At 64.4% G+C, this 14458-nt stretch carries 13 protein-coding genes; 3 read left to right on the plus strand and 10 right to left on the minus strand.

The features are described 5' to 3' along the window. Window positions 1-32: 32 nt before the first annotated feature. Both LB543_RS16025 and LB543_RS16030 read left to right on the plus strand, forming a co-directional pair. Window positions 33-1292, plus strand: a complete 1260-nt coding sequence (locus LB543_RS16025; RefSeq protein ID WP_140757746.1) for an ABC transporter substrate-binding protein — start codon at window positions 33-35, stop codon at window positions 1290-1292. Window positions 1293-1502: 210 nt separating this feature from the next. Next, a complete protein-coding gene (locus LB543_RS16030) occupies window positions 1503-2897 on the plus strand; it encodes an FAD-binding oxidoreductase (protein ID WP_224614730.1) in 1395 nt (464 codons plus the stop codon). Window positions 2898-2899: 2 nt separating this feature from the next. Here LB543_RS16030 and LB543_RS16035 read toward each other — a convergent pair whose 3' ends face one another. From LB543_RS16035 to LB543_RS16070, 8 genes are all read right to left on the minus strand, one after another. Continuing rightward, window positions 2900-3700 (minus strand): ABC transporter permease, encoded by an 801-nt coding sequence (locus LB543_RS16035; RefSeq protein ID WP_140757744.1) that lies wholly within the window; start codon window positions 3698-3700, stop codon window positions 2900-2902. Beyond that, window positions 3697-4569, minus strand: coding sequence for an ABC transporter permease (locus LB543_RS16040; RefSeq protein ID WP_224614731.1), 873 nt, complete (start codon window positions 4567-4569; stop codon window positions 3697-3699). Before LB543_RS16040 ends, LB543_RS16035 begins: the two co-directional genes overlap by 4 nt. Continuing rightward, window positions 4566-5669 carry an ABC transporter ATP-binding protein gene (locus LB543_RS16045; protein WP_224614732.1) on the minus strand — a complete coding sequence of 368 codons (1104 nt, stop codon included), beginning with the start codon at window positions 5667-5669 and terminating at the stop codon, window positions 4566-4568. The genes LB543_RS16040 and LB543_RS16045 overlap by 4 nt, the downstream gene beginning before the upstream one ends. A gap of 76 nt (window positions 5670-5745) precedes the next feature. Next, a complete protein-coding gene (locus tag LB543_RS16050; protein WP_224614733.1) occupies window positions 5746-6771 on the minus strand; it encodes an ABC transporter substrate-binding protein in 1026 nt (341 codons plus the stop codon). 53 nt (window positions 6772-6824) lie between these two features. After that, on the minus strand, window positions 6825-7823 hold the full coding sequence (araD1, locus tag LB543_RS16055) for an AraD1 family protein (RefSeq protein WP_224614734.1): 999 nt from the start codon (window positions 7821-7823) through the stop codon (window positions 6825-6827). Window positions 7824-7855: 32 nt separating this feature from the next. Next, on the minus strand, window positions 7856-8635 hold the full coding sequence (locus LB543_RS16060; protein ID WP_224614735.1) for an SDR family NAD(P)-dependent oxidoreductase: 780 nt from the start codon (window positions 8633-8635) through the stop codon (window positions 7856-7858). A gap of 11 nt (window positions 8636-8646) precedes the next feature. Then, on the minus strand, window positions 8647-10374 hold the full coding sequence (locus LB543_RS16065; protein ID WP_224614736.1) for an IlvD/Edd family dehydratase: 1728 nt from the start codon (window positions 10372-10374) through the stop codon (window positions 8647-8649). An 11-nt stretch (window positions 10375-10385) separates the two neighbouring features. Beyond that, window positions 10386-11162, minus strand: a complete 777-nt coding sequence (locus LB543_RS16070; RefSeq protein WP_224614737.1) for a FadR/GntR family transcriptional regulator — start codon at window positions 11160-11162, stop codon at window positions 10386-10388. A gap of 61 nt (window positions 11163-11223) precedes the next feature. Between LB543_RS16070 and LB543_RS16075 the strand changes: the two genes are divergently transcribed. Next, window positions 11224-12153 (plus strand): aldose 1-epimerase, encoded by a 930-nt coding sequence (locus LB543_RS16075; protein ID WP_224614738.1) that lies wholly within the window; start codon window positions 11224-11226, stop codon window positions 12151-12153. Between the two features lie 33 nt (window positions 12154-12186). Here the strand turns inward: LB543_RS16075 and LB543_RS16080 are convergent, their stop codons facing one another. Then, on the minus strand, window positions 12187-13632 hold the full coding sequence (locus LB543_RS16080) for an aldehyde dehydrogenase (protein ID WP_224614739.1): 1446 nt from the start codon (window positions 13630-13632) through the stop codon (window positions 12187-12189). Window positions 13633-13671: 39 nt separating this feature from the next. Beyond that, a complete protein-coding gene (locus tag LB543_RS16085; protein WP_224614773.1) occupies window positions 13672-14457 on the minus strand; it encodes a coniferyl-alcohol dehydrogenase in 786 nt (261 codons plus the stop codon). Window position 14458: the final 1 nt, after the last annotated feature.

Below are 14458 nucleotides of genomic sequence, written 5' to 3' on the forward strand. Positions count from 1 at the left end.
AAATCAGTTCGTGTAACTCAAGGGGAACAACAATGAGAAAGACGATACTCCAACTCACCACCGCTCTTGCTCTCGTCACGATTGCCAGTGCTGCCCAGGCCGCCGACTGCAAGATCACGGTCGGCCTCGTCATGGAACTGACCGGCCCGGCCGGTGAATACGGCCAGGCCGGCGCCAAGTCGGTCGAGATGGCGTTCCGCGACATCAACGAAGCCGGCGGGGTGCGCGGCTGCGATCTCGTCACCGACACGCGCGACAGCCAGAGCCAGGGCAACATCGCGGTCGACGCCGCCACCCAGCTGGTTCAGGTCAAGAAAGTGCCTGTCATCATCGGTGGCATCATTTCCTCGGTGTCGATTCCGATCCTGACCTCTGTCACCGCGCCGGCCAAGATCGTCCAGGTCTCGCCGGCATCGTCTTCGCCGACGCTGACGACACTCGGCCGCGACGGCAAGACCAACGGCATCTTCTTCCGCACCATCACCTCGGACGCGCTGCAGGGCGTGGCCGCTGCCAAATACGCCGTCGACAAGGGCTTCAAGAAGCTGGCGATCATCCACGTCAACAACGACTTCGGCGTCAACATGGTGGCCGAATTCTCGCGTGCCTACAAAGCGCTCGGCGGCACCATCGTCTCCGACACGCCCTACAACGAGAAGCAATCGAGCTATGCCTCGGAAGTCACCGCGGCGATGGCCGGCGAGCCGGATGGGCTTTACCTAGTCAGCACGCCCGTCGACGGCGCGACCATCGCCCGCACCTGGATTTCGCAGGGCGGCGTGCAGAAATTCCTGCTCAATGACGGCATGAACAGCCCTGATTTCATCGAGTCGGTCGGCGCCGATTATCTGAAGGACGCCTATGGCACGTCGTCCGGCACCAGCCCGACCGCATCGACGGAGTATTTCACCAAGAACTACAAGGCGTTCTCCGGCATCGAACCGTCGAACCCGGCGGCCGACCGCTCCTATGATGCCGGCGCCATTGTCGGGCTCGCCATCGCGATTGCCGGCTCCGAGGATCCGGCCAAGATCAAGGACGCCATGTACAAGGCGGTCGACCCGGCCGGCACGCCGATCTATGCCGGCAAGGAAGAATTCGCCAAGGCGCTCGGCCTGATCAAGGATGGCAAGCCGATCCGCTATGAAGGCGTCATCGGTCCGGTCGCCTTCGACAAGTTTGGCGACATTACCGGCCCGTTCCGGCTGTGGAAGATCGTCGACGGCAAGGTGACCACCGATGGTGAAATGACCACCGACGACGTCAACGCGCTGCAGGCCAAGCTTCAGTAAACTGCGCGGCCCTTCCGGCATCAATCTCGGCTCTCGCGATTGATGCCAGCATCGCATGGGCAGCCGATATCGCTTGCACTGCATGCGATCACGAATAGGATCGGCCGGCTGCAATTCAGGGATGGCGAGCGTGTTGGACAAGAATACTCATCGGGCCATCCGGTTGTTGGATGCTGACGATGCGCCTTGTCACGCAGGCGCCTGAGCCGGATGTCGCCTGAAACGACGCGACTTCTGTCCGCTCTTGGCGACAGGCTGGGCGTGGGCGGCGTGCTCGCCGGCTCCGACGTCGACCAGCGCTACCGCGATGATCCCGACGGCAAGTTCGGCACGCTTCCCGAAGCCGTGCTGCGCCCGCGCGACACCGATGGTGTCGCGGCAGCACTCGCCGCATGCGACGCTCTTCGCCAGCCGGTTGTCATCCAGGGCGGACGCACCGGACTGGCCGGTGGCGCGCGCGTCCAGCCGGGCGAGATCGTGCTGTCGCTGGAGCGCATGACCGGCCTTGGCGCGCCGGATCGGCAGGCCGCCACCATCGTCGCCGAAGCCGGCGCCACGCTACAGGCGGTGCAGGAGGCCGCCGACGGCGCCGGGCTGATGTTCGGCGTCGACATCGGCGCGCGGGGTTCCGCCACGGTGGGCGGCAACATCGCCACCAATGCCGGTGGCATCCGCGTGCTGCGCTACGGCATGTACCGGGCGCAGGTGCTGGGCTTGGAGGCCGTGCTCGCCGATGGCAGCGTGCTGACGTCGCTCAAGGGCCTGCCAAAGGACAATTCCGGCTACGACCTCGGCCAGCTCTTCATTGGCGCGGAAGGGACACTTGGCGTCGTCACCCGCGCCGCGCTCAAACTGCATCCGAAGCCTGCTTCCGAAGTGAACGCCTTCTGCGCGCTGCCTTCTCTCGATGCGGCGATAGCCTTGCTTGCGCTGTTGCGGCACAGGCTCGGCCCGTTGTTGTCAGCCTATGAGGTCAACTTCGCGCCGCTCTATGATGCCATGGTCGCCAGCATGGCCATGCCGGCGCCGTTGCCGGTTGGATCACCCGTCTATGTGCTGGCCGAAATCCAGGGCAGCGAGCCCGACAGCGACGGTGAGCGCTTCGCCGAGGTTCTGATGCAGGCGGTCGAGGACGGCGTCGCCGACGATGTGGTCGTCTCGCAATCGCCGCGCGAATTCCGCGCGCTCTGGGATGTGCGCGAAGACGCCAACCGCGTCCTGTTTTCGATGAAAGGTCTGATCAGCGTCGACATCAGCATCCCGTTGGCTCGTATGGCAACTTTCCTGCAAGAAGCGGACGCCGCCATTCATGCCGTCGATCCCGGGGCCGGCATCTATGTCTTCGGCCATCTCGGCGACGGCAACCTGCACTATCAGGTTCTGACCGAGGATCCGGCGGCGGCCTACGGCATCATCTATCGCGGTGTGGCGGCCGCCGGAGGCGGCGTGTCGGCCGAGCACGGCATCGGCCTCGACAAGAAGCACTGGCTGCATCTGGTGCGCAGCGACGCCGAAATTGCCACCATGCGGCGACTGAAGGCCGCGCTCGATCCGAACAACATCCTCAACCCAGGTCGCGTCTTCGACCTCAGCCCATTGGCTTAAACTCAATTCCGTTCCGTCGCCATTTGCCTCGGGATCAGAAAACGGGCGGCGAGCACGCACAGCAGCACGGTGAACATCAGGATCAGCGCCACCAGCGCGTTGATGTCGGGCGAAAAGCCAAGCCGCATCATCGCCCACAGCCTGACTGGCAGCGTGCTTTGCGTGCCGGTGACGAGGATGGTGATCATCGTCTCGTCGAACGACAGCGCGAAGGCCAGGATGGCGCCGCCGACCATGGCGCTCGACAGGTTCGGCAGGATGATGCGCCAGAAGGTCTGCCAGCCCGTTGCGCCGAGATCGTAGGATGCTTCGACCAGCGTGCGGCTCATCGACTGCAGCCGCATCAGCACGGTGCGATAGACGATCGCCAGCACGAACACCGTATGCCCGATGACGACCGTCAGCAGCGAGCGTTCGAGCCCGATCTCGCGGAAGAAGATCAGCAGCGCCAGGCCGCTGATGATCGGCGGCATCAGGAATGGCAGGAAGATGATGAACTGCAGGATCGAACGTCCCGAGCGGCGGCCGTGATAGTAGAGCGCCAGCAGCGTTCCGCTGACCACCGAGAGCACGACGGTGCAGAGCCCAACGATGAGCGTCGTACGCAAGGCGGCCAGGATGTCATGGTTCCCGGCCAGCGCCCGATAGGTCGAGAGGGTGGGCGACGACCAGTCGACATCGCCATGCGCAATGCTGAAGAACGACGAGACGATCGGCACGAACAGCGGGCTGTAGAGCAATACAGCGACCAGCGCCGTGATCGCGGCCAGGAAGATGGTGGACGGCCGGGGCAGCGCACTCATACCGATGTCCCCCGGCTGCGCCCGAACCGTTCGCCGACGAGAATGGCGGCGATCACCACCATCGCCAGCGCCACCGACAGCGCCGCGCCGAACGGCCAGTTATAGGCCGTGCCGAACTGGCTGTAGAGGATGCGGCCGAAGGTGAAGCCGCTGATCCCGCCGACCATCTGCGGCGTCAGGAAATCGCCGATCGCCAGCACAAAGACGAAGCTCGCCGCCGAGGCGACGCCGGGCAGGCTGAGCGGCAAGGTAATGCACAGGAACGTCTGCAGGCTGCTGGCGCCAAGATCGTCCGAGGCGCGCAGCAAGGTCTGCGGGATCCGCTCCAGCGACAGGAAGATCGGCAGGATGGCAAACGGGATCAGAAGCAGGCTCAGCGTCAAAAGGATGGCGTTCATGTTGAAGACGAAAAGCGTCGACGGCTGATCCAGGATGCCGAGCGCCACCAGTGCCTTGTTGAGGAAGCCGTTGAGGCCGAGGATGCTGCGGATGGCATAGATCTTGATGACGTAGCTCATCAGCAGTGGCACCAGGAGCAGCATCAGCAGGGCATAGCGCCACCGCCCTTTCAGTGTCGTCAGGAAATAGGCGGCGGGATAGGCGAGCAGGATGCAGATGACCGCCACCGACACGCACAGCACGATGGTGTTCCAGAACACCGGCAGAAAGATCGGATCGGTGAAGAATCTGACATAGTTGCCGAGCGTCGGCGCATAGACGATCGTGCCCTGGTCGACGCTGAAGAAGCTGTAGACCAGGAAGATCGCCAGCGGCACGAGGACGAAGATCACCGGCAGGGCAAAGGCCAGCATTGTGACCAGCGGCGACAGGCGCCTTTCCGCAGAGTGTGTCGAGCCGGCTGCGCTCATGCCAGCACCAGATGGCCTTCATGCGGCGCAAAGTAAAGCGAGACCGTCTCGCCTGACTTGAGCGCGCTGCCGTCGATCCGGCTCGGCATGCGCAACCGGAGGCGCTGCGCGGCGTTATCCGCCCCCGCCATGATAGTGGCGACTGTCGACGAACCGGCAAAGGCCAGATCGGCGATGGTGCCGGAAAAGCGATTGCCGCCCTCCGTGTCAGGCGCAAGGTGCAAGGCCTCGGGACGGAATGCCGCGAAGGCGCTGGCGCCCTCAGGGGCTTCCTTCAGATGCGGCTGGTCGCCGATCGAGCAGACCATGCGGCCAAGCGCGGTCTCGATCGACCGTTGCTCGCCCTGCACGGGACCGAGCTTTCCGGCCACCAGATTGTTCTCGCCGAAGAAGCGCGCCACGAACTCGCAGTTCGGCTTGTAGTAGAGTTCGTGCGGCGTGCCGAGCTGGCGGATATGGCCGGCCTGCATGACGCAGATCCGATCGGCCATGCCGATGGCTTCTTCCTGGTCGTGAGTGACGAACAGGAAGGTGGTCTTGATCTCGCGCTGGATGGATTTCAGGAACTCCTGCATCTGCCGGCGCAATTCCAGATCGAGCGCGGCGAGCGGCTCGTCGAGCAGGATCAGGCGCGGCTGGCAGATCAGCGCCCGGGCGAGCGCGACGCGCTGGCGCTGGCCGCCCGAAAGCTGCGCCGGGAAGCGCTCGGCGAAACGCCCGAGCTGCACAAGTTCGAGGGCTTCTCCGACACGGCGCGCGATCTCCTTGCGCTTGAGATGGCGCACCGAAAGCCCATAGCCGACATTGCCGGAAACGGTCATATGTGGGAACAGCGCATAGTCCTGGAACACGGTGTTGAACGGCCGCCGGTTGATCGGCATGCGGCTGATGTCCTGGCCGTCCAGCCGGATTTCGCCCGAGCTCAACGGCTCCAGCCCGCCGATCAGCCGCAGGACCGTGGTCTTGCCCGAGCCTGACGGTCCAAGAACGGTGAGGAACTCACCGTCCCGGATCGACAGGTCGATGTCGTGCAGCACGGGAACCGTGCCGTAGGATTTCGAGACGGACCGCAGCGTCAAGAGGTCGGTGTTCTGGCTCATGGAATATTCTCGCATACGCTTCGGCGGTCCGGAACGTCCGGACCGCCGGGTCCTTCGAGGTCAGGCGCGGAAGGGATCAGGGCGTCGCCTTGACCTCGTTCCACATGTCCGAACGCTTGAGCGGGTCCTCGACATTGTTGAGCCAGACCAGCTTGTCGTTGCCGCCGGCGCTGCCCGACTCGACCACGGTGTTGCCGAAGCCGGTGCGCTCGGAAAGCTCGCCGCCGATCTTCTTGCTCAGCATGAAGTCGATCCACTTCTCGGCCGCCGCATTGTCGCGGACGCCCTTGGAGATCACCCAGTTGTCGAGCCAGGCAAGCGCGCCTTCGCTCGGGTTGACGTAGGCGACATGGGCGCCGATTTTCTGCAGCGCCTTGACCTGCTGCTGGCCGTAATTGGCCCAGATCAGCGCAATGTCATTGTTCTGGTAGATTTGCTGGGCCTCGTCGGCGGTGGTGTAGAAGCTCAGCACATTGCGCTTGAGTTCGACCAGCTTGGCCTTGACCGCCGCCATCTGCTCCTCATTGAGGTTGAACGGGTCCTTGTAGCCGAGCGTCAGCGCGGTGAACGAGAAATTGTGCTCGCCATTGTCGTAGGCGAGGATCTTGCCCTTGTAGGCCGGATCCCACAGGACCGACATCGAGGTCGGCGCCGGCTTGACCTTGTCGGTGTCGTAGATCAGCCCGATGGAATCGAAGCAGAACGGAATGCCGTAGACCTTGCCGTCCTTGGTGTCGCCGCTGACCTGGGACAGATCGCGGAAGCGCGGCAGCACATCCTTCTGGTTCGGCAGCTTCGTGATGTCGATCGGCGATACCAGATCGGCCTTGATGTAGCGCTGCAGCTGGGCGGTGTTGACCGCGAAGACATCGAAGTCCTGCCCTTCGCTGCCCTTGATCTTGGCCCAGATCTCGTCATCGCTGCCGATGAAGACGACATCGACGCCGATGCCGGTGGCGGCGGTGAAGTCCTTCACCCAGTCCGGGTCGGCGTAACCGTCCCAGGCCAGCACGCGCAGGCTCGCGGCGAGCGCCGCCGATGTCATCAGGCCGATACCGAGCCCGATCGTCGCTAGTCTCAAAAACGCTTTCTTCAGTCCCATTTTCAATCTCCCATTGTCGTTCTGGTGGACCGCAATTTCCGGGGCTTTTGCCATCACAGCTGGATGACGGCGACCAGTCCCTCGTCCGGCACCGACACCATCCGGTTGCGCAGCGGCTTGCCGAATGTCTGTGCCTGGATTTCATACTCGTCGCCGGAAGCCGTCTTGACGCCGGAGGCGTAGCTCATCACAGCCGCGCCGAAGAAATAGGCGTGCAGGTCGCCCGCCCTGCGGTGCATCGGATAGCGGAAATGGAAATGTTCGAGATTGGCGATCGAGTGCGACATGTGCGCCTCGCCGGACAGGAATTCCTGTTCCCAGATGACAGTGCCGTCGCGCAGGATACGGGAATGGCCGCGCACTTCGTCGGGCAGGTCGCCGATCAAAATCTCGGGTCCGATTGAGCAGGAACGGAGTTTCGAGTGAGCGAGATAGAGGTAGTTCTCGGCCTCCGTCACATGGTCGGAATATTCGTTGCCCAGCGCGTAGCCGATGCGATAGGGGCGACCATCCGGCCCATTGAGGTAAAGCCCGACGATCTCGGCCTCTTCTGCGCCGGCGCGTGCGAAGGCCGGCATGGGCAGATCGGCGCCGGGTGGCACGACACAGGTGCCTACACCCTTGAAGAACCACTCGGGCTGGATTCCGATCTTGCCGGCACCGGGCTTGCCGCCTTCCAGGCCCATGCGGAAGATCTTCAGCGAATCCGATTCCTCGGCGTCCTCGCCATGGGTCAGCACATGCATCTTGTCGCGGGCGGCGGCACTTCCGGTGTGGGTGAGGCCGGTACCGGTGACCAGGAAGCGCGCCGGTTCCGGATGGTCGACGGGAGCAAGCACGCGGCCATCGCGCAACAGTTCGCCATAGTCGATAGTGGCCGCACCCGTTCGCTTCTCGACCAGCGCCGCGATGGACACGCCCTGCGCGATTGCCGCCTCGGCGAGTTCCAGCACGGTGCCGGTCTTGTCGAGCGGATGCAGGCGATTGCCGTCATCGGAAACGCTACCGACCCGCCTGCCGCCATCGAGCGTTGTGTACTGAACAAGACGCATGAAATACCCTTCTTCCCTTGAGGCTGTATCGGTCACACCCAGCCCGCATCGACGATGAACTGCTGGCTCGTGCACATGCGGCTGTCGTCGGCGGCCAGGAACAGCGCCATGCGCGCTATGTCGGATGGCTGCAGCCGGTCGGGCAGGCACTGCCGCTCCGCGATCTGGCGTTCGCCAGCCGGGTTCAGCCACAGCCGCATCTGGCGCTCTGTCATCACCCAGCCAGGCACCATGCAGTTGACGCGGATGCGCTCGGGGCCGAGTTCGCGGGCCAGCGCCCGCGTCATGCCATAGACAGCGGCTTTCGCGGTGACATAGGCGGGACAATCGGGATCGCCGACCATCCAGGTGATGGAACCAAAATTGATGATCGAGCCGCCGCCATGCGCGCTCATCTGAGGGCGCACCGCCTGGGCCGCGAAGAACTGGTGGCGCAGATTGACCGCCATGCGGTCGTCCCAATAGGCCACCGTCACGTCCTTGGTCTGATGGCGGTCGTCGTTGCCGGCATTGTTGCACAGCACCTGGATCGGACCGTTGTGCCGCATCGCCTCCACGGTCGCCGCCTGCAGATCTTCGACATTGCGCAGGTCGCAGGGAACGAACAGCGGGGCGGGATGCCCTTCGGCCGCGATCGCATCGACCAGGCGCCGTGAAGGCTCTTCGGCCAGATCGACGAAGGCGACGCGGCTGCCTTGCGTGCAGAAATGGCGCACCAGGCTCTCGCCGATGCCGCTGCCGCCACCGGTTATGAACACGCTGCGGCCCTGGAGGCTGGGGTAGGTCGCGTAGCTGCCGATCTGATCCGTCATCGCGCGCCTCTCTAGTGGGAATGCCGGGGTATGCCGGCATCGCGCCGGCCGACGAGAAAGTCGAAGTCGCAGCCCTTGTCGGCCTGCAGCACGCGCTCGACATAGAGGCTCTGGTAGCCGCCTTGCGGCGGCGTCGGCGGCTTCCAGTCGCGGCGGCGGATCGCCAGTTCCTCGTCCGAGACCAAAAGCTCCAGCCGGCGGCCGGCGACGTCGAGTTCGATGAGATCGCCGTCACGCACCAGGGCGAGCGTGCCGCCAGCCGCGGCCTCGGGCGCCACATGCAGCACCACCGTGCCGTAGGCGGTGCCGCTCATGCGCGCGTCCGAAATGCGCACCATGTCGGAGACGCCTTCTCTGAGCAGCTTGGCCGGCAGCGGCATGTTGCCGACCTCGGCCATCCCGGGATAACCGCGTGGCCCGCAGTTCTTCAGCACCATCACCGAGGAAGCATCGATATCCAGCTCCGGATCGTCGATGCGGGCGTAGTAATGCTCGATGTTCTCGAACACGACGGCCTTGCCGCGATGCTGCATCAGCTCGGGCGTTGCCGCCGACGGCTTGATGACCGCGCCGTTGGGCGCCAGATTGCCGCGCAGGATCGAAATGCCGCCTTCCTTGGTCAAGGGCTCGCTCAGCGGCCTGATGACCTCGCTGTTGTAGTTGGGCGCGCCGTCGATCAGTTCACCGATGGTCTTGGCGCTGACGGTCATGGCGTCGCGATGAAGAAGCCCCACTTCATCAAGCGACGCCATGACCGCAGCTAGCCCCCCGGCATAGTAGAAATCTTCCATCAGGAACCGGCCCGACGGCATCAGGTCGACAATGGTTGGTACGTCGCGGCCAAGGCGGTCCCAGTCATCGAGGCCGAGATCGACACCGACCCGGTTGGCGATGGCGATCAGATGCAGCACCGCGTTGGTCGAGCCGCCGATCGCGCCATTGACGCGGATGGCATTCTCGAAGGCTTGCTTGGTCAGGATCTGCGAAATCGTCACGTCGCGGCGGACAAGATCGACGATCTGCCGTCCAGCCAGCTGGGCAAGCACGCCCCGGCGCGAATCCACCGCCGGGATCGCGGCATTGTCCGGCATGCCGATGCCGAGCGCTTCCACCATGCTGGCCATGGTCGAAGCGGTGCCCATCGTCATGCAGCTGCCCGCCGACCGGCTCTGGCCTTGTTCGGCGGCGAGGAAGTCGGCGATCGGCATGCGGCCGGCCTTGACCTCCTCGGCGAATTTCCAGACATGCGTGCCCGAGCCGATATCCTGTCCACGGAACTTGCCGTTGAGCATGGGTCCGCCGGAGACGGCGATGGTCGGCAAGTTGCAGGAGGCAGCCCCCATCAGCAGCGCCGGCGTGGTCTTGTCGCAGCCGACCAGCAGGATGACGCCGTCGATCGGGTTGCCGCGGATGGATTCCTCGACATCCATGCTGGCCAGGTTGCGGAACAGCATGGCGGTGGGGCGCATGTTGCTTTCGCCAAGTGACATCACGGGGAATTCCAGCGGCAGGCCGCCGGCTTCGTAGACGCCACGCTTGACGTGGTCTGCCAGTGCCCGCAGATGCGCATTGCACGGGGTCAGTTCCGACCAGGTGTTGCAGATGCCGATCACCGGGCGGCCGTCGAAAGCATCTGCCGGAATGCCCTGGTTCTTCATCCAGCTGCGGTGCATGAAGGCGTTCTTGCCTTCACCGCCGAACCAGGCTTCGGACCGCAGTTTGCGTTTGGTCTCTGTCACGATTGCTGGCCTCAGCCGTTGCGGCGTTTGTTGCGGTTCTCGACGCTGCGGCGAACGTCGTCCTCGGCATTGTCGATGAGCACCAGCAGTGCCTTTTGCGCGCCCGCTGCATCACCGGCGGCGATCTTCTCGGCGACTTCCCGGTGCAGCGGCAAGGAGTGGCGCTGGCCCTCGGGATTGTCGTTGGAGAGGCGAAAGCTCATCACCAACGCGGTTTCGACCAGTGCCGCCAGCGAACCGATCAGCTCGTTGCCGGTCATGCGCAGGATGGTCTGGTGGAACACCAAATCGGGCTGGGCGAAGCGGTCGCCGTCATCGCTGACTGCTTCCATTTCGGCCAGTGCCGCATGGATCTCGGCGATCTGCGCCGGCGTGGCGCGCTGGGCGGCAAGGGCCGCCGACATCGGTTCGATGGCCCGGCGCAATTCGAACAGCGCCCGCACATCCTCGGCGCTGACACCGCCGGCGTAGCGCCATGACAGCACGTCCGGATCGAGGAAATTCCAATCGGCGCGCGGACGCACCCGTGTGCCGGTCTTCGGCCGCGATTCGACCAGCCCCTTGCCGGCCAGCACCTTGATCGCCTCGCGCAGCACCGTGCGGCTGACCCCCAGCATCTCGCTGGAATCGTCGGCATTGGGCAGGGCCTCGCCGGGCACGAAGTCACCTTGCACGATGCGCAGGCCGATCTGCTCGACGACGGTCGCGTGCAGCGCGGTGGAACCGCTGGAAACCGCCACGGCAACCCGTGACGTGCGCGCGGTGCTGAACGATTTTCTATTCTTCATACTATTCATATGATATGTCTTATAGCCGTGGCAATTGGAGTCAAGGGATTGGGGAGCGCCGATGGCAAAGAATTCCGCCGCCGTTGCCGCGCAACGCACGGAGCTGGTCTCGATCAGTGACGGCGTCGCGACGGTCGAAATTGCGCCCGCCGCTGGTGGAGCGCTGGCCTCGTATCGATGGTGGCGGGATGGTTCGGCCGTGGATTGGCTACGCCCGGCCGGCCCAGCAGCGATCAGCCGTCGCGATGCCGGTGCCATGGCTTGCTTCCCGCTCGTGCCCTATTCCAACCGCATCAGGGATGGCCGCTTCGAATTCGCGGGGCGTTCCATTCAACTGCCGACAGGGCCGGACGATCCACATCATGAGCACGGCCATGGCTGGCGTCGTCCGTGGACGGTCGTGAGCCATGAAGCGAGCACGATCGTCCTGCGCTATCGCCACGCCGCCGATTCCTGGCCGTGGAGCTATGAAGCCGAGCAGGAGATCTCTCTGGCCGAAGGCAGGCTTTGCATGACCATTGCGGTGCGCAACCTGTCGGACGCGCCGATGCCGGCTGGCTTCGTCCTCCATCCCTATTTCCCGTCGACACCGTGGACGCATGTCCAGGCACGGGTATCAGGCATGTGGGAAACCGATACGGAGATCCTGCCCACCCGGCATGTCCCGCCACCCGTTGGGGCCGATCCATCCATCGGCTTTGACGTGTCGGAGGTGGACTTCGACACGGTCTTCACCGGATGGGCGCGCCAAGCCCGGATTTCTTGGCCCGAATACGGACGGCAGCTGGACATCGAGGCCGAGGCGCCGCTCGATTTCCTCGTCCTCTACACGCCGCCGGGCGAGCCGTTCTTTTGCGCCGAGCCGGTCAGCAACATCACCGATGCCTTCAACCGGATGGGCGACGAGGAGATCGACGCCGGCGGCATCGTACTGGCGCCTGGCCAGAAGCAATCCGCCAGCGTTCGTTTCACGCCGTCGCTGGTCATTTGACCTTCGCTGCCAGTCGTCCGAAGCGAAGCTGGTTCAGAACGGATAGTGCTGGCCCGGATCCTCGATCGTCACCCAGCGCAAATCGGTGAATTCGGCGATAGAGGCCTTGCCGCCGAAACGGCCATAGCCGGAGCCCTTGACGCCGCCAAACGGCATCTGTGCTTCATCTCCGACCGTCGGTCCGTTGATATGGCAGATGCCTGCCTGTATGCGGGCGGCGACCGCCATGGCACGTTTGATGTCGCGGCTGAACACCGCTGACGACAGGCCGTATTCGGTGTCGTTGGCGACCAGCACCGCCTCGTCCTCGCCCTTCACCCGGATCACCGGCTTGACCGGTCCGAACGATTCCTCGGCATAGACACGCATAGCCGGCGTGACGTGATCGAGAAGTGTCGCCTCGACCACGGTGCCCGTGCGCTTGCCGCCGGCGACGAGCTTCGCGCCTTTGGCCACCGCATCGGCGACGAGTTCCTCCATCTTGTCGGCCGCCTGGCTGCTGATCAGCGAGCCGAGCACGACATGACCCCGCGGGTCGCCGGCTGGGAGCTGGGACGCACGGGCGGCGAGCTTGGCGACGAATTCATCGGCGATCTTTTCATCGACGACCAGCCGCTCTGTCGACATGCAGATCTGGCCCTGATGCATGAAGGCGCCGAAGGTGGCCGCGTTCACCGCGGCGTCGATGTCGGCATCGTCCAGCACCAGGAGCGGCGCCTTGCCGCCGAGTTCAAGCAGCGCCGGTTTCAGATGCCGGCCGGCGAGCTCGGCGATGATCCGGCCGACCTTGGTCGAGCCGGTGAAATTGACACGCTTGACCGAGGAATGCGCGACCAGCGTCTCGACGATTGCAGCGGCATCCCTGGGATCATTGGTGACGACATTGATGACGCCCTTGGGCAGGCCGGCTTCGACCAGCACCTGGCCGATCAGCCGGTGCGTGCCCGGGCACATTTCGGAGGCCTTCAGCACGACGGTGTTGCCGCAGGCGATCGGCATGGCCACGGCGCGCGTGCCGAGGATGACCGGCGCATTCCATGGCGCGATGCCGAGGCACACACCGGCCGGCTGGCGGATCGCCATGGCGAGCGTGCCCGGCTTGTCGGAGGGGATGATCTCACCTGAAATCTGCGTCGTCATGGCGGCGGCCTCGCGCAGCATGTTGGCCGCCAGCATGACGTTGAAACCAGCCCAGGGTCCGGTGGCGCCGGTCTCTTCCATCATCAGCTTGGTGAATTCGCCGACCTTGGAGGCCATCACGTCGGCTGCCTTTGACAGCAAGGCGCGGCGTTCGCCGGGACCGGTCTTCGACCATGCCGGGAAGGCGGCAGCCGCGGCTTCGACCGCGGCATTGGCGTCGGCCACGCTCGCCGCGGCGGCACGCGTCGCCAGTTTGCCGGTGAACGGGTCGATGCGGTCGTAGGAGGCCGAACCGGACGCATCCCTTTTGTCGCCGTCGATCAGAAGTCCGATATCCATGGCTGTCTCCTTCGCTCCATCCCGAGCGCCTTGATGGTTTTAGAAGCCGAGCACTTCGGCATTGATCGATGCTTCGAGGCCACCGTCAACCGGCACATTGGCGCCGTTGACCCAGCGTGCGCCATCCGAGCACAGGAACAGCACGACCGGCGCGATGTCACCCGATGTGCCGGCACGTCCGACCCGGGCGATGTCGCTGTCGACGCGGGCGTCGCCAAGCACGGTGCGGAATTGTTTCAGGATCGGCGTCTCGACCGGGCCGGGGCTGACCGCATTGACTCGGATGCCTCGGCGCTTGAACAGATCCTGATGCGCAGCGCGGAAGGTCCACAAGAGCAGCAGCTCCTTGGAAACGGGATAGCCTTCCTCGTTCTTCACGGCGTGGTCGGCGACCACTTTGGCGACATCGGGGAAACCCTCGATGGCGACCATCGAGGCGGCGCGGTTGAGATTGGCGCGCCAGCCATAGCCGGCGATCGAAGCGACGTTGACGATGGCGCCGCCTTCGCGAAGTCTTGGCGCAAGCCCTTCCGAGAGTGCCCTGAGACCGAAGAAGTTGACGGCCAGCGTCGATGCCGCGCCGGTGTTGCCGGAGAGGCCGGCGACATTGCAGAGCGCGTCGATGCGTTTTGGCAGGCGCGTGATGAGCTCATCGACGCCCGCCTTCGACGAGATGTCGGCCTTGACGAAACTGCCTATCGGTGCGGCCGGCTCACGCACATCGACGCCGATCACATCGGCACCAAGCTGGCCGGCGAGTTCCGCCGTGCGCGCACCGATGCCGGAGGCGACGCCGGTGATGAGGATGGTCTTGCCGAAAAGCATG

The sequence above is a fragment of the Mesorhizobium sp. ESP7-2 genome, assembly GCF_020164715.1.
GTDB lineage: Bacteria > Pseudomonadota > Alphaproteobacteria > Rhizobiales > Rhizobiaceae > Mesorhizobium.